Origin of the sequence: Corallococcus carmarthensis (assembly GCF_003611695.1) — a bacterium.
Taxonomy (GTDB): domain Bacteria; phylum Myxococcota; class Myxococcia; order Myxococcales; family Myxococcaceae; genus Corallococcus; species Corallococcus carmarthensis.
The window spans coordinates 1-15384 of record NZ_RAWE01000235.1 but is presented as its reverse complement, the minus strand read 5'-3'; the positions used below and the strand labels follow the sequence as shown (position 1 = coordinate 15384).

Annotated in this window: 19 protein-coding genes; all 19 read left to right on the top strand. The window is 69.0% G+C overall.

Features of this window, described 5'->3' with window-relative positions; all coding sequences use genetic code 11:
* The coding region (locus D7X32_RS37535; RefSeq protein WP_120607336.1) for a sigma-70 family RNA polymerase sigma factor at positions 1 to 421 on the top strand (421 nt) is incomplete at its 5' end.
* Positions 303 to 863: an EscF/YscF/HrpA family type III secretion system needle major subunit gene (locus tag D7X32_RS37530; protein ID WP_244239404.1), complete on the top strand. Its 561-nt coding sequence runs from the start codon at positions 303 to 305 to the stop codon at positions 861 to 863. The genes D7X32_RS37535 and D7X32_RS37530, both read left to right, overlap by 119 nt.
* A 109-nt stretch (positions 864 to 972) precedes the next feature.
* Positions 973 to 1794, top strand: coding sequence for a type III secretion protein (locus tag D7X32_RS37525; protein ID WP_120607334.1), 822 nt, complete (start codon positions 973 to 975; stop codon positions 1792 to 1794).
* Positions 1795 to 1907: 113 nt separating this feature from the next.
* Positions 1908 to 4004, top strand: a complete 2097-nt coding sequence (locus D7X32_RS37520; RefSeq protein WP_120607333.1) for a hypothetical protein — start codon at positions 1908 to 1910, stop codon at positions 4002 to 4004.
* A gap of 24 nt (positions 4005 to 4028) precedes the next feature.
* Positions 4029 to 4706 (top strand): FliH/SctL family protein, encoded by a 678-nt coding sequence (locus tag D7X32_RS37515; protein ID WP_120607332.1) that lies wholly within the window; start codon positions 4029 to 4031, stop codon positions 4704 to 4706.
* 47 nt (positions 4707 to 4753) lie between these two features.
* Positions 4754 to 6067, top strand: a complete 1314-nt coding sequence (sctN, locus tag D7X32_RS37510; protein ID WP_120607331.1) for a type III secretion system ATPase SctN — start codon at positions 4754 to 4756, stop codon at positions 6065 to 6067.
* Between the two features lie 59 nt (positions 6068 to 6126).
* Entirely contained in the window at positions 6127 to 6615 is a 489-nt protein-coding gene (locus D7X32_RS37505; RefSeq protein ID WP_120607330.1) for a flagellar assembly protein FliH, read from the top strand.
* Between the two features lie 36 nt (positions 6616 to 6651).
* Complete coding sequence (locus D7X32_RS37500; RefSeq protein ID WP_120607329.1) at positions 6652 to 7563, top strand: flagellar hook-length control protein FliK; 912 nt, start codon at positions 6652 to 6654, stop codon at positions 7561 to 7563.
* Positions 7560 to 8921, top strand: coding sequence for a type III secretion system cytoplasmic ring protein SctQ (sctQ, locus tag D7X32_RS37495; RefSeq protein WP_120607328.1), 1362 nt, complete (start codon positions 7560 to 7562; stop codon positions 8919 to 8921). Before D7X32_RS37500 ends, sctQ begins: the two co-directional genes overlap by 4 nt.
* Before the next feature lie 102 nt (positions 8922 to 9023).
* Positions 9024 to 9713, top strand: a complete 690-nt coding sequence (locus D7X32_RS37490; RefSeq protein ID WP_120607327.1) for a flagellar biosynthetic protein FliO — start codon at positions 9024 to 9026, stop codon at positions 9711 to 9713.
* A gap of 10 nt (positions 9714 to 9723) precedes the next feature.
* Entirely contained in the window at positions 9724 to 10548 is an 825-nt protein-coding gene (gene sctR / locus D7X32_RS37485) for a type III secretion system export apparatus subunit SctR (RefSeq protein ID WP_120607326.1), read from the top strand.
* Between the two features lie 16 nt (positions 10549 to 10564).
* Positions 10565 to 10831, top strand: coding sequence for a type III secretion system export apparatus subunit SctS (sctS, locus tag D7X32_RS37480; RefSeq protein ID WP_120528175.1), 267 nt, complete (start codon positions 10565 to 10567; stop codon positions 10829 to 10831).
* 14 nt (positions 10832 to 10845) lie between these two features.
* Positions 10846 to 11646: a flagellar biosynthetic protein FliR gene (locus D7X32_RS37475; protein WP_244239403.1), complete on the top strand. Its 801-nt coding sequence runs from the start codon at positions 10846 to 10848 to the stop codon at positions 11644 to 11646.
* 27 nt (positions 11647 to 11673) lie between these two features.
* Entirely contained in the window at positions 11674 to 12756 is a 1083-nt protein-coding gene (sctU, locus tag D7X32_RS37470; RefSeq protein ID WP_120607324.1) for a type III secretion system export apparatus subunit SctU, read from the top strand.
* 10 nt (positions 12757 to 12766) lie between these two features.
* Positions 12767 to 13048, top strand: a complete 282-nt coding sequence (locus D7X32_RS37465) for an EscU/YscU/HrcU family type III secretion system export apparatus switch protein (RefSeq protein WP_120607323.1) — start codon at positions 12767 to 12769, stop codon at positions 13046 to 13048.
* Positions 13049 to 13094: 46 nt separating this feature from the next.
* Positions 13095 to 13577: a hypothetical protein gene (locus D7X32_RS37460; RefSeq protein WP_120607322.1), complete on the top strand. Its 483-nt coding sequence runs from the start codon at positions 13095 to 13097 to the stop codon at positions 13575 to 13577.
* Between the two features lie 3 nt (positions 13578 to 13580).
* The gene (locus D7X32_RS37455; RefSeq protein ID WP_120607321.1) at positions 13581 to 14057 is read left to right on the top strand and encodes a SycD/LcrH family type III secretion system chaperone; all 477 of its coding nucleotides are present in this window, start codon (positions 13581 to 13583) and stop codon (positions 14055 to 14057) included.
* Positions 14058 to 14152: 95 nt separating this feature from the next.
* Positions 14153 to 14734 (top strand): hypothetical protein, encoded by a 582-nt coding sequence (locus tag D7X32_RS37450; protein WP_120607320.1) that lies wholly within the window; start codon positions 14153 to 14155, stop codon positions 14732 to 14734.
* Positions 14735 to 14875: 141 nt separating this feature from the next.
* Positions 14876 to 15097: a hypothetical protein gene (locus D7X32_RS37445; RefSeq protein ID WP_120530291.1), complete on the top strand. Its 222-nt coding sequence runs from the start codon at positions 14876 to 14878 to the stop codon at positions 15095 to 15097.
* The last annotated feature ends 287 nt before the right edge of the window (positions 15098 to 15384 follow it).

The window sequence follows — 15384 nt, the reverse complement described above, 5'->3', positions numbered from 1 at the left end:
GGCGGAAGGGGCGGAGGCGGCGGGCTACGTGGATGAATCCCTCCCGGCGGATCAGCGCCTGGAGATGGAGCAGTTGAAGAACCGGGTGCGCTCGGCCATCGAGAAGCTTCCGGAAAAAGAGCGCAAGCTCCTGCAGGGCTATTACTTCCAGGGACGCACACTGGAAGAGGCAGGAGCGGAGATCGGGCAGTCGAAGAGCTGGGCGTCGCGGCTTCATGCGCGGGCCATTGATCGGCTCAAGGAACTCTTGAACGAGGAGGAGGAACTCCCTCCCCCCTCGACGGATGCAAGGAGGGTGTCACATGGCGGCTCCGATGAGCGGCATCTCCGCGGGACAGGTAGCGCAGCAAAAGCTGCAGGACCAGGGCGCGCAGCAGACGCAGAAGACGGGCGCGTCGAAGTTCGACGGAGTTCTCGCTGACAAGGCGCAGGGCGCCGGCCAGGTGGACGCCGCCCAGAACGTCAACAAGGCCCAGGCCGCGCAGGCCACCCAGAAGGTGGACACCGTCCGCCAGGTGGAGACCGTCAACAAGGCGGAGAAGGCCAACCTGAACAAGGTGAGCGGCGCCGCCCAGCAGCCCGCCACCGCCAAGGGCGCCGAGCCCGTGGACGCGAAGGCGGAAGCCTCGAAGACGACCAAGTCGGGCGGCATGGTGTCCGACCTCGTCTCCGGCCTTGAGAAGGGCCAGGTCAGCATGGACAAGCTCATCAAGGAGGCCTCCTCCGGGAAGAACATGTCCAACGCGGAGATGCTCGGTCTCCAGGCCTCCATGTACAAGTACTCGCAGGAGCTGGACCTCACCTCGAAGGTCGTCGAGAAGGCCACCAGCGGCCTGAAGGACGTCGTCAAGACGCAGGTCTGAAGTCCCCACCCCGCCGGGCCATGGCGGCATGTGAAGGGCGGTCCCTCCCAAAGTCGGGAGGGGGCGCCCTTCCGCGTTTTGCAAGGGCCCTGTTAAGCTACGCGCGCCCATGACTCGCCGAACGTCCGTCTACGCCGCCCCGCTCCTCGCCCTGCTGTTCCTCACCGGCTGCTCCATCGAGCTGCAGCACGAGCTGACGGAGGCGGACGCGAATGAAATCTACGTCCTGCTCAGCAAGAACGGCATCAACGCCAAGAAGGAGAAGGCGGAGGGCGGCAACGAAGTGCGCTTCACCATCGTCGTCCCCAAGGGCGACGCCGCTCAGGCCGCTGAGCTCCTGAAGCGCAACTCGCTGCCGCGTCCGGTGGAGAAGGGCCTGTCCCACTTCGCCAAGGGCAGCATGGTGCCCACCGCCACGGAAGAGCGCGCCATGCTCCTCAAGGCCATGGCGGGTGAGGTCTCAAACGCGCTCAACCAGATCGACGGCGTGCTGGAGGCGCGCGCCATCGTGATGGTGCCGGAGAACAACGACCTGTCGCAGCCGGAGAACAAGCCGATGCCGTCGGCCTCCGTGTTCATCAAGTACCGCACCGTGGAGGGCGGCAAGCCCCCCGTCACGATGGAAGCGGTGAAGCAGTTCGTCGCCAGCTCCGTGTCGGAGCTCAAGCCGGAGGCCGTCACCGTGCTGATGACGGAGGCCATGGCCCCCACGGCGGAGACCACGGAGGCCGGCCGCCTTCAGGACGTGCTCGGCGTGCGCATGACGGCCGCCAGCGCCAGCACGTTCAAGATGATCCTCGGCGGCGCGTTCGCGCTCATCCTGGCGATGATGGGCGTCACCGCGTGGACCTTCATGCGCGGCGGCGCCGGTGGCGGTGCCCCCGCAGCGGCGGCGCGTCCCGCCCGTGCGCGCGGCGGACGCACCGAGTAGTCCTGCACGTCGCTTCCCGCGGCCCTCCTGGGGCGGACCGCGGGACGTGTCCTCCAGGCCGGGGACGCGTCTTCTTTCTTCAGCGGGCCACCTGGGGGCCCGCGAGGTGACCGTTGGATTCCTTCTTCACCTCGCTCAGCAAGCGCCAGACCATGATGCTGCTCACCGCGGTCACCTTCGGTGGCCAGGAGAGCATGGCGGCGCTGGAGCACCTGCCGGACGAGGAGGGCGCGCTCTTGCGCCACCGCGCGCAGGAGATCCTCCAGATTCCGCGCGAGAAGCGCCTGCCCGCGGTGGTGCAGGAGCTCAAGCGTCTGATGAAGGACCGGCGTGGCCAGCTGTGGACCGCGGATCCGGAGCGGCTGGCGGCGCTGCTCCAGCGCGAGCGCGGAGCGCTGGTGGAAGTCACCCTGCGCGCGCTGCCCGGCAACATGGCGGACGCCGTGCGCGGCCACCTGCCGCCCTCGCGCGTGAAGCTCACCCGCGAGGTGCGGCCTCAAGTCCTGGACATCATCCGCTGGAAGCTGGAGGAGGCGCTGTCGCGCGAGGTCGCCGGTCAGTCCGCCGGCTTCAAGTTCGCGGACGTGCTCAACCTCCAGACGCGTGAGCTGCTCACGGTGAGTGATCGCCTGGGCGCGCGTGTGCTCGGCCCGGCGCTGGCGGGGCTCCCCGAAGAGGAGCTGAACGGCCTCATGGAATCGCTGCCGCCGGACCTGCTCCAGCTCGCGAGCAAGTCCGTGGCGGCCAATGCGCCGCGCAAGCTGCCGGAAGAGGACGCGCGCGCGCAGATCAACCTGCACGAGGGCTTCAGCCGGCTGGCCGGCGCCATCCGCAGCGCGGGCGTGCAGCGGCTGGCGCGCGCGTGCGTGGCGCAGTCTCCGGAGTTCGCCGCGCGCATGCTGGAGAAGCACCGCGGAGAGTTCGGCCACCTGCTGGCGAAGTGGGTGCGCGAGGAGCGCTCACGGCCGACGGCCCGGGGCGATGGCGGCCGCACCGACATCGTCATGGACCTGGAGCGGCTGGCCGTGCGCGGCCTCATCGAGCGGCCCGTGCGGCTGACCGCGCCGCCGCCGCGTCCCTCCGCCGTGCTGCCGCCGCCGCCGGGAGCCCGGAAGCCCGCCGCACCGGCCCCAGGGGCCCGTCCAGAGGCCCCGGGAGCCCGTCCGGCGGCCCCAGGGGCCCGTCCGGTGGCGCCGCCGGGTGCGCCCGCGCGGCGCGAAGGTCTGCGCACCACCGCGGCGGATCCGTCACAGCCACCCGCGCTCAGGCCTCCCAAGCAGCTCCGGGGCGGTGCCGCCGCGGAGGACCCCGCGGGGGATGCCGGTGCCCGGCGCGACTTCATGGCCGAGCGCGCGGCCCGCCGCGCGGGTGCGGCGTCCAGCCGTGACGCGGGCCCGGGCGCGGCCCCCGCCGGACGCTCGCGGCCGCCTCCGGGTGAGGAGCGGGGCTCCTCGGTGGGGCCCGCGCCCCGCGCGCCCGTGGTCTTGCCGGAAGGGGACGCGAACGGTTCGCGGATGCGCCGGATGCCGGTGGAGCGTGAGCGCGGCCCCGCGCCCCGTGCCTCCATGGCGGCGCCGGAGGGCGAGGCGGGTGGCTCGCAGATCCGCCGGATGCCGCCGGAGCGGGCCCCCGCGCCCCGCGCGTCCATGGTGGCCCCGGAAGGGGATGCCAACGGCTCGCAGATGCGCCGGATGCCGGTGGAGCGGGGCTCTTCGGTGGGGCCCGCGCCCCGCTCATCGACCGGCGGTGTTCCTGGCCGCCGTGATCCGGAGGCCCCCCGGCCCTCGCGTCCCGCCCGGCCGGATCCGGAGGGGGCCCGCATTGGCCCTCCTCCTTCGCGGTTGGGCGCACGCGGTGCGTCACGCCCGCCGGAACCAGACGCACCCGAAGGCCGGTCCGTCCGGGCCGAGCGCCCCGCGCGGCCTCCCGCGGACGCGGAGGAGCGCGCTCCCCGGCGCCCGGACCCCGCTGGCGAGTCCGCCGACGGGGCCCGGGTGCTGCGCTCGCGCACCGGGAGCCGTCCCGCGGCGCGTCCCGAACCGGGAGGCGAGCCGGAGCGTCCCCCGCGCGTGCTCTCCAGCCAGGCGTCCTCCTCCCGGGGCTCGGAGGGAACCCAGGTGGGCCGCAGGCGGCCCCCTCCCACCGACCGGCCGGGCCCGGATGACGCGGGCGGCCCGGGAGGGCGTGGACCGCGCGGCGGAACGCGCTAGCATCCGGTCTCCAAGGAGCGGCCCATGGCGATCGGTAAGGTAATCAAGGGGGACGGGTTGGCGGAGTCGGTGGTCGTCGCCACGACCGAGCGACCGGCGCTGCGTCCGCCGCGCGCGGGCGTGATGAACGCCGAGGTCTTCGAGGCACGCCAGGGCGCCCAGGGCATCATCGAAGAGGCCCAGCGCGAGCGGGAGCGCATCCTCGCCGAGGCCCAGCGCGAGAAGGAGGAGCTCTTCGCCAAGGCCAGGGACCTGGGCCGTCAGGAAGGCCTGGCCCAGGCGACGGAGCTCTTGCTGCGCGCGAAGATGCAGGCCGGGGAGATGCTCAACTCCCAGGAGCAGGACATCATCGCGCTGTCGCTGAAGATGGCGGAGAAGATCCTCGGACGCGACCTGGAGCGCGAGCCGGAGCTGCTGGTGGACATGTGCGCCGCGGCCATCGACAACCTGCGCAACGCGCGCGCCATGGTGCTCCGCGTGCACCCGAAGACGGCCGCGGTGCTGCGCGCCAAGCGCCCGGTGCTGATGGAGCTCATCGGCCGCACGGTGGACCTGGCCATCAAGGAGGACCCGGAGGTCGCTCCCGTGGGCTGCATCGTGCAGACGGAGTTCGGCACCGTGGACGCGCAGCTGCCCACCCAGCTGGAGATGCTCCAGAACCTCCTGCAGCCGGACACCGCGCGCAAGAGCGGCCCTCCCTGAGCCTTCCGGCCCCCGCCGCGCCCTAGCGCCTCCAGGAATCATCCGTCATGGCCATCGACCTTTCGCGCTACTACGACCTCATCAAGGAAGCGTCCCTCGTCCGGGTGCGCGGCCGCGTGACCGAACTGACGGGCCTCGTCATCAAGGCGAGCGTGCCCAACGTGCGCATCGGCGAGCTGGTGCTCGTCAAGAACCGTCAGCGCGGCCTGATGAAGTCGGAGGTCGTGGGCTTCGTGGGCGACGAGGTGATGCTCATGCCCCTGGGCGAGCTGTACGGCATCGGTCCGGACAGCGAGTGCATCCCCACGGGGCGTCCCCTCACCATCAAGTGCGGTGACGGGCTCCTGGGCCGCGTGCTCAACGGCATCGGCGAGCCCATGGACGGCAGGCCCCTGGAGGGGGAGAACCTGATTGACTGGCCCGTGGACCGCGACTGCCCGGACCCCTTCACCCGCCAGCGCATCGAGCGGCCGCTGCCCCTGGGTGTGCGCTGCATCGACGGGCTGCTCACCGTGGGCGAGGGCCAGCGCGTGGGCCTCTTCGCCGGCTCCGGCGTCGGCAAGTCCACGCTGATGGGACAGATTGCCCGCAACACGCAAGCAGACCTCAGCGTCGTGGCGCTCATCGGCGAGCGTGGTCGCGAGGTTCGCGAGTTCATCGAGGACGCCATGGGCGAGGAGGGCATGAAGCGCGCCGTGCTGGTGTGCGCCACGTCCGACCAGCCCGCCCTCGTGCGTCTGCGCGCAGCCTTCGTCGCCACGGCCATCGCGGAGTACTTCCGTGAGCGCGGCGGCAATGTGCTGTTCATGCTCGACACGGTGACACGTCTGGCGCGCTCCCAGCGCGACATCGGCCTCGCCATCGGCGAGCCCCCGGCGCGTCAGGGCTACCCGCCCAGCGTCTTCTCCATGCTGCCGCGCATCCTTGAGCGCACGGGCAACTCGGCGAAGGGCAAGTGCACCGCCATCTACACCTGCCTCGTGGCCGGCGGTGACATGGAAGATCCCATCGCCGACGAGGTCCGCGGTATTCTCGACGGCCACTTCATCCTCAACCGTGAACTGGGCGCGCGAAACCAGTGGCCGGCCATGGACGTGCTCCAGAGCCTCAGCCGTGTGATGAGCGGCATCGTCAGCAAGGAGCACAAGAAGGCCGCCGGCAAGCTGCGCGAGACGCTCTCCACCTACGAGAAGCAGCGCGACCTCATCCTGCTGGGCGCCTACCAGGCCGGCGCGGACCCCAGGACGGACTACGCCATCGAGAAGTACGACTCCATCATCGACTTCCTCAAGCAGGACACCCACTCCAACTCCCCGTACGAGGAGACCGTGGAGCAGCTCATCAACCTGTTCGCGGAGTGACCCGGGCCGCCCCCGGCACACCTACGGACCGGACGGTTTTTGGGTAGGATGCCTGCACCATGCCCCCGTACCGGTTGCAGTCACTGCTGGACATGCGTGAGAAGGTGAAGGAGGAGGCCGAACAGGCCTTCTCTGACGCCGTCAAGGCGCTGGCGAAGGAAGAGCAGGAGCAGGCGCGCCTGGAGGCGGAACTCGAGCGCCGCCGCAAGGAGCGCAAGGCCAAGGTCGCCGAGTACTTCCAGCAGATCATGGCCAAGGGCGCCGGCATCAACGGCATGAACATGATGGGCCGCTTCGAGGAACGTCTGAAGGACGACGAAGCCCAGGTCGCCCTCCAGATTGAACACCAGAAGGAGGTCGTCCGGACGGCGGGCCGTTTGGTGGAGCAGCGCCGCATGCTGATGGCCGAGGCCGCCAAGGAGCTCAAGGCCATCGAGAAGAACAAGGAGAAGTTCGTCAAGCAGGTGAAAAAGGAACGCCAGGACCGGGAGGAGTTGGGCCAGGAGGAGATCGGCAGCGCCTTGTTCCTGGCCCGCCAGCGCAAGTAACCTCCCGCCGCCTTCCGCTGAGTCTGGAGAGACGCCATGAGCCGAGTTGATGACGATCGCGATGCCGCGCGCTTGGCGGAGCGGATGATCCAGGAGCGCAAGCTCGCGGAGACGAAGACCCAGAAGCGCCTGCAGGGCGAATCCGTCTTCTCCAAGCTGGTCCAGCAGGGCCAGGCCGAACAGGCCCTGCCGAAGCAGGCGCAGGAGCTGAAGCAGCCCCTGGGCAAGCAGGTGCTGGCGCGCCTGGCGCAGGGCCAGGGCAAGACCTTCGACGAGAAGCTGGCCCAGAAGGAGACCGCCTTCGCCAGGCCCGGGGAGTCCACCCAGGGCGCCCAGCAGTCCCAGCGCAACGCCGAGTCGCAGGGCCCCTCCAAGGGAGGCGAGGCCCGCAAGTCGGAGGTCGTGGAGGAGAAGCGCTCCACGGACGTCCGCGAAAGCGACATGACCAAGGCCGAAGGACAGGCCGGCCGGCTGAGCCAGGAGAAGGGCGAGCTGAAGACCGACGTCAACGCCGGAGGTGGGAAGGGCGCGGGCGGCGGCGGGGCCAGCAACAAGGAGAAGGACGACAGGGGCGGGCAGATGGCCGCCGCGGGCTTCCGCTTCAACCCCGCGCTGATGGCGCCGGTGCCGGTGGCCAAGCCCAAGGACACGGCGGGCTCCGAGCGGCTGCGCGCCATGGCGAACGAAATCGCCCAGAAGATCGTCGAGCGCGTGCGCGTGGGCACCAACGCCGCGGGCAACGCGGAGTTCCAGATCGACCTGCGCGGCGACGTGCTCAACGGCCTGTCCATCAAGGTCAGCGCGAAGAACGGGAAGATCTCCGCCACTTTCAGCGGCAGCGACCGCGACACGCTCAAGCTCCTGGAGGAGCAGAGCGAAGGCCTGCGCAGCGCCCTGGGTGGCCGGGGGCTGGCGCTTGAAAATCTGAGGTTCGAGGCCAAGACATGAGCCTGGAGCCGGACGACGAGCCCGGAGTCTTCGAGCGCACCATGTTGGTCGACACCCGGAAGCTGGGACCGCCCCCGAAGCCCGCCGCGGCACCCGCCCGCGCTCCCGAGCCGGTCGTGCCGTGGCGGCCGTTCGCCTTCACGAACCTGGAGAAGGTGTCGCGCTCGCAGGGCCAGCTGGCGGAGCGGCTGCGTTGGCTCACGCCGAACGCGGGCACGCTGGAGACCGTGTGCGCGCGCCTCAAGGCCCTCTTCGACGTGGACGTGCGCCTGTCGGTGGAGTCCGCCCAGGCGCGCCCCATGACAGAGCTGCGCCGCTTCCTGGGCGACCCGTCCTTCCTGGCGGTTTTGGCCCCCGGCGCGCTCAAGGGCCGGGCCATCCTCGAAATCGAGCTGTCGCTGGCGCACTCGGCGGTGGACCTGCTCCTGGGCGGCGCGGGTGAGACGGTCGGCCTGCGCCCCCTGACGGACATCGAGGAGGGCGTGATGGGCTACGTCGTCCTGGAGGCCCTGAAGGAGCTGGTGCCCGGCCTGCAGCCCGGTGTTCCCCGGCCCCGGCTGGACGGCGTGGCGCGCGGCGTGGATGAGGTCTCCGCGCGCCTGGGCGAGGACGGCCCGATGCTGGCGGTGCACCTGAACGCGGTGCTGGGCTCGCACCGCGGCATCGTTCGGCTGGTGGTGCCGTCGGCGGTGCTGGAGGCGGCCGAGCCCGCGGTGGAGAGCGCCCAGCGGCGCGACCACCGCCGTCAGGACATGAAGGCGAACGGGCGGCGCCTGTCCTCGCTGCGCGACTGGCTGCGCGCGGAGATCGGCGTGGCGGAGCTGTCCGCCCAGGACCTGGCGTCGCTGCGCATCAAGGACGTGCTGCTGCTGGACCTGCTGCTGGCGCGCCCGGACAAGGGTGAGGCCGGCACGGCGCAGCTGCGGCTGGGCCTGGGCCGCACCGGTCATTTCGCGGCGGACGTCTTCGTGGAGAACGGCCGCTACCGGGCCCGCATCACGGACATCATCCCCGGCGAGCCAGGCAACCCGCAGGGTGGGGAGTCCGGCGGGTCGGCGGAGAACGAGGACTTCACCAACCCGGAGCTGGGCGTTCCTCCGGAACTCGAAGGGGCGGCATTGGACGACAAGGACGGAAGCGATCTGCTCAGCGACCTGCCCCTGCAGGTGGCGGTGGAGCTGGCGCGCGTGCCCATCTCGGCCGAACAGGTGGTGGGCCTGCGCACAGGGCAGGTCATCGACCTGCGTCGTGGGGCGGGTGAGCCCGTGGACCTGTCGGTCAACGGCAAGGTGGTGGCCCGGGGCGAGCTCGTGGAGCTGGAGGGCCAGCTCGGTGTGCGCATCATCCACCTGAGCTGAAGCACTTGCACCCGTGCGTCACAGGGCAGGCGGGCAGGGGGGCGTACTCGTGTCGGGGGCCGTGGCGGTCCTGACTCGGGTGCACTAGGCTCGCGCCCATCCATGGCGGTCTTCGGTCTCTCCTCCTCGCGCCTGTTGCTCGGCGCCGCGCTGCTCTTCGCGTCGCCCGCCGTCCTGGCGCAGGCGCCCGCGGCCTCCACGCCTGACGCCTCCGTGGCCGCCCCGGCGCCGAAGCCGGCGCTCGAGCCGGCTCCGGCGTTGGCTCCGCCCGCGGCTTCAGCGACCGTGAAGGCAGAAGCTCCCGCGGTCGCGCCGGCCGTCGTGGGGGACAACGCGGCCCGCGCGAAGCGCCACGCGGACGAACTGGACCGCGAGCTGGGCATCGGCGAGCCGGAAGCCGCCGAGGAGCAGGAGAGCCTGGCCTGGGTGGTGGTGCGCACGGTGGCGCTCCTGGGCGCGGTGCTCGCGGCCATCTACCTCACGCTCAACGTGGGCCTGCGCAGGCTGATGGGCCTGCAGGGTGTGCCCGTGGGCAAGGCGTCGGTCGTGTCGGTGATGGAGCGCATCCCGTTGGATCAACGGCGCACGCTCTTCGTCCTGAAGGCCGCGGACGAGTACCTGCTGGTGGGTGGCGGCGAGGGTGGCGTGCAACTGGTTTCGAAGCTGGACCGCGACGCCGTGGAGCGCATCCGCGCCGCGCGTCCGCCGTCGTCGCCGGTGTCCCTGAGTCCTTTCCTCCAGAAGCTCCTCTCCCGCCGGACCGGTGGCACCACGCCGCCGCCGGGCGTCTGAAGGCCGTCCCGTGAACCGTTCGTCTCCCGCCCGCCCGCTGCTGTTCCGCGCTCCGCCCTGGCTCTTCGCGGCCCTCGTGTCGCTGCACCCCTTCGTCGCGTCCGCGGCGAAGAAGGGCGGGGACGCGCTGCCGGATGAACTGGTGAAGGAGGCGGTGAACACCGACTCGTTCACCTCCCGTCCGCTCATCCTCATCCTCGCGCTCGCGGCCATGTCCCTGGTCCCGTTCGCGCTGATGATGGTGACCAGCTTCGTGAAGATTTCGGTGGTGCTCTCCATCGTCCGCTCGGCGCTGGGCACCCAGCAGATTCCCCCCACCCAGGTCATCACCGGCCTGGCCATCATCCTCACCGTCTACATCATGGCCCCCGTGGGCCAGGAGATGTACCGGGCCGGAGGCATCGACGTCTGGTCCCGGGGAACGTCCGTGTTCTCCTCGGAGACGGTGGGCACCATGCTGAGCGCCGCGGACAAGTCCAAGGAACCGCTGCGCGACTTCCTGATGAAGAAGGTCACCAACAAGGACCGCACGCTCTTCTACAGCCTTGCGAAGAAGATGCGGAAGGAGGAGGACCGCAAGGACATTGGCCCGAACGACTTCATGGTCATCGTCCCGGCCTTCGTCGTGTCCGAACTGAAGGAGGCCTTCCAGATTGGCTTCCTGCTGTTCGTGCCCTTCATCGTCATCGACATGGTGGTCGCCAACATCCTCCTGGCGCTGGGCATGCACATGCTGTCGCCCACGACCATCTCCATGCCCTTCAAGCTGCTGTTGTTCGTGCTCGTGGACGGCTGGTACCTCATCGCCAAGGGCCTGGTCATCGGCTACCTGTAAGGAGCCCGGTACTCCCATGAATCAGCTCACGTTCATCACCCAGGAGGCGCTGTTCCTGGTGCTCGTGGTCTCCGCGCCGCCGGTGCTCATGAGCCTCCTGGTGGGCTTCCTCGTCTCGCTGTTCCAGGCCACCACGCAGATTCAAGAGCAGACGCTCTCGTTCGCGCCCAAGGTCGTCCTCGTCTTCGGCGTGCTGGCCATGACGGGCCCGTGGATTGGCGGTCAGCTCCTGCGCTTCACCTTCCACGTCTTCGACCGGTTCCCGGCGCTCATCGGCAGATGAACATCGGCGAACTGATGACCGAGCTGAGTTCTCGGGTCAACCTGTCGGTCGTCATCTTCACGATGGCACTCATCATGTGCCGCGTGATGCCCATCCTCATCTTCAGCCCGTTCCTGGGCGGCGAGGTCGTTCCCTCGGAGATGAAGCTGGGCCTGGGCCTGCTGGTGTCCGCGGTCATCTTCCCGTCCGTCGCGGACCGGATGGACCGGATTCCCTTGAGCGCGCTCCCGTACATCGGGCTGCTGCTCAAGGAGGTCTTCATCGGCGTGGCGCTGTCGTACATCGTCAACATGGTGTTCGACGCGGCCCGCGTGGCCGGCACCCTGATGGACACCATGTCGGGCAGCAACAACGCCCAGCTCTACGTGCCGCAGTTGGGCACGCAGGTGTCGCTCTTCTCCAGCCTCAAGGTGCAGCTGTGCGTGGTGCTGTTCCTGTCGCTGGACGGGCACCACATCATCATCCGGGCGCTCGCGGACAGCCTCGCCGTCGTGCCGCTGGAGGGTTTCCCGCACTTCAGCCGCGGCGTGTGGCCCTTCTTCGACCTGATGATCCGCTCCTTCGCGGACCTGCTGAAGATCAGCCTGGCGCTGGCCGGCCCCGGCATGGTGGCCGCGTTCGTCACCGACCTGGCTCTGGGCGCCATCAACCGCGTCGCGCCGCAGATCCAGGTGTTCTTCATCTCCATGTCGCTCAAGCCGCTGGTGGGCGTGTTGATCATGTTCATCGCCATCCATGTCGTGATTGCGCGCATGCAGCAGGAGCTGGCCAACATGCTCCGCATGTTCCAGCACGCCATCCAGATGCTGGCCTGAGCCGGCTGAGCCTCCCGGGATTCCTCCATGTCGGACGAGAGTGGCGACAAAACAGAAGAACCGTCGCAGAAGAAGCTCGACGACGCGCGCAAGAAGGGTCAGACCTGGAAGAGCAAGGATCTGACGGGCGTGGCCGTGCTCGTCGCGGGCCTGGGCATCGTCAAGGGCACCTGGGACTCCGTGGAGCGGGAGATCTCCTCGCTCTTCCGCTTCAGCTTCGACGCCATCGCCCACTCGCAGGACCTGGGGCTGGCGACGACGCAGCTGCTCTACCTGGGCCTGCGCACGCTGCTGCTGCTGACGGTGCCCATCGTGGCGGGTGCGGCGGTGCTGGGTGGGCTGATGGACTTCCTCCAGGTGGGGTCGCTCTTCACCATCGACCCGCTCATCCCCAAGTTCGACAAGCTCAACCCCATCGCGGGGTTGAAGAACATGTTCTCCAAGAAGTCCTTCGTGGAGCTCTTGAAGAACCTCATCAAGATCTCCGTCGCCGCCTACGTCGTCACCGGCGTGGTGCGCGACTCGATGCCCCTGGTCATCGAAACGGTGCGGCAGGACACGCACGGCATCATGGCCATCCTGGGAGAGATCATCTACCGGGTGTCCGTGCGCATCATCATGCTCTTCGTCATCTTCGGCGTGTTCGACGTGTGGTGGCAGCGCAAGTCGTTCATGAAGGACATGATGATGACGAAGGAGGAGGTCAAGAAGGAGTACAAGTCGAGCGAAGGCGATCCGCACCACAAGGCCAAGCGCAAGGAGCTCCACCACGAAATCATGGAGGGGGCCCAGATGGAGGCGGTGAAGGACGCGAGCGTCATCGTCACCAACCCGGACCACGTCGCCGTGGCGCTCCAGTACGACCAGAACAAGGACGGGGCGCCCCGGGTGCTGGTGAAGGGCATGGACGCCAAGGCGGAGCGCATCAAGGCGCTGGCGCGCGAGGCGGACATCCCCCTGCTGCGCAACGTCCCGCTGGCGCACGCGCTCTTGCGCGTGGAGGTGGGTGAGGAAGTCCCCGAGGACCTCTACGACGCGGTCGCGGAGGTGTTGAACTTCGTCTACGGGCTGAAGCAGCAGCAGAACGCGGCGCCGCCGGCGCGCGCCTGAGGAGGACGCAATGGCCAGCGACCAGGAGGCGGACATCGCCATCGCCATCAAGTACGACAAGCAGGCGGACGGTGCGCCGCGGGTCGTGGCGAAGGGAATGCGCCTCAAGGCGGAGAAGATCCGGGAGATCGCCAAGCAGTACGGCATCCCGGTGATGCGCAACGTGTCCCTGGCGCACGCCCTGTACCGGGTGGACGTGGGGCAGGAAGTCCCGGAAGAGCTCTACGACGCGGTCGCGGAGGTCCTGAACTTCATCTACGAGCTCCAGCGGGAGCAGGCGGGCGGACGCTGAAGGGGGCTGGACGAGCCCCCCCCACCTGTATTGAAGTCGGGCCACCATGGCCAGAATCAACAATCAGCCCCCCAGCACCGCGCTTTGGCCCTGGGGAGGTCCCCGCAGCGTCCGCGAGCGGCTGGTGGACCCGTCCCAACTGGACCGGGCGAAGAAGCTGCGCAAGGCGGGCAACATCAAGAACCCGTCGCTGCCCTCCGCGGCGCTCCTGGACTTCATCGGTCCGGCGCACTCATCGGAGGAGCTCCGGCTGCCGCTGCCGCCGCACCCGGGCGGGCACGACGCGGACCTGGAGGGCTTCAGCGACCGGCCGCACCTGGCCAGCGTCGCTGGCCGCGGGGATGACGGGCAGCGCCGGATGCTGGAGCGCGGCCTGTCCAAGGTCAACGCGCCGCCGGAGCGCCTGGAGCGCCTCAAGGCCCTCCTGTCTCGCGAGTCCGCGATGCTGGGCCTGGTGGATCAGGTGAGCGCGGAGTCGCAGGAGATCATCCGCCGCATGTGGGAAGAGCAGAAGGACGAGGGTTACTGACCCATGGCGGCGCTGGACCCCGAGGATCCGCAGGACGAGGCGAAGCTCACGGCCCTCCTGCAGCGCTGGGCGGAAGGGAAGGCCACGCTCCGCGAGGTGCGCGGCTATTCCAACGATGAGCTCTACGCCATCGCCAAGACGGCCTATTTCTTCTTCTACCAGGGCCGGGTGGCGGAGGCGCGGACGCTCTTCCAGGGGCTCTACGCCATCAACCCCACGGACGTGTACTTCGCCAAGGCGCTCGGGGTGGTGGAGATGGCCGCGGGCAACGGGCAGGGGGCGCTCGCCGCCTTTGACGTGGCCGCGAAGCTGGCTCCGCAGGACCCCGCCGTCTACGTGGGACGCGCGGAGGTGAAGTTGGCCATGGGACAGAAGCCGCAGGCGCTCGAGGATCTGCGCCGCGCCGCGGCCATGACCCCTCCGGATGATCCGGTGGTGCGCAAGGCCGGCGCCATGGTGAGCGCGCTGACCCGGCGCTGAGCCAAGGCGGGCCCGTTCCAGCCGGGCCGTCGGATGTGGAAGCCCAGTAAACTCTGTTAGGCTCGATTCATTCACCTCAACCGATGGAGAGGTTCATGGCCCCCCCCAAGAAGGAAGTCCCGCCGCTGCCGCCGGAGCCGCCTGAGCTGACCGCGAAGCGAGAGAAGCTGCTGGTGGAGCTGGACGAGCAGTCGAAGGCCGCGACAGGCGTGTTCCAGCAGGTGCTGCGCAACATGCGCAAGCTGGTGGCGTCCGGGGCCCCCACGGCGCCGCTCGACCAGCAGCTCTACACGGACGTGAAGGACGCGCTCACGCGCTTCATGAAGGAGCCCATCCTTCCGCCTCCGCCCATCCTCGGCCAGGTGGTGGAGTACCTCCAGTACCGCATCTCCACCTACGGCATGACCATCCAGAAGATGGCGCTCGAGATCAACCCCGAGATCGCCGGCAAGATGGCCATCCAGACCCCGGGCGCATCGGCCCCCGCCGCGGCCGCTCCCGCCGCGGCCCGCCCCGGCGCCAAGGGCCCGTCGGACGGTTTCGAGAGCTCCAGCAAGGGCAAGATGACCCTCAACCCCGAGTTCGCGGGTACGCCTGATCCGAAGGCCGAGCAGCAGCAGCTGGAGTCCTTCAAGGCCTGGATGAAGAATCCGGCACTTGGGAAGTTGAAGGGCTGACAGTTTCCGCGCCGTCCCAGCAGGTTGGGAGGCCCGGAAATGATCCTGGAAATCCCCAGGAAACTCCGGCCCCCCTCCACCGATAATCTTTTTGTAGCTGTCGCCGTACAAACCTCCGTCTTCCTCCTGAAGGAGCACCCCATGGCCAGCGGCCTCGCGAACGTCCTCTCCACCGCCATCAGCACCTCCAACTCCCAGCGCTCTTCGATGGACGACATGATCGCCCAGGCCCCGCCGGAGCAGAAGGGCTTCCTGGAGGCGCAGAAGAAGGTTCAGCAGGACTCGCAGATCATGAGCACGATCACGAACCTGATGAAGAAGATGGACGAGATGGCGATGGCGGCCATCAACAACCTGAAGTAGTCGCTGACAGGTTGAGTGGTTCGCTCCGGCCCCGCGCTGGTGCTCCTTCGGGGGTACCGGTCCGGGGCCGGCGGCGTTTCAGGCCAGGTGGTGCGTTGCGCTAGACTGCACAGTCGGGAGGCTCGGCGCGGGCGTGGAGTCCGGAAGAAGAAATGATCCTGGAAATCCCCAGGAAACTCCGGCCCCCCTCCACCGATAATCCTTTTGTAGCTGTCGCCGTACAAACCTCCGTCTTCCTCCTGAAGGAGCACCCCATGGCCAGCGGCCTCGCGAACGTCCTCTCCACC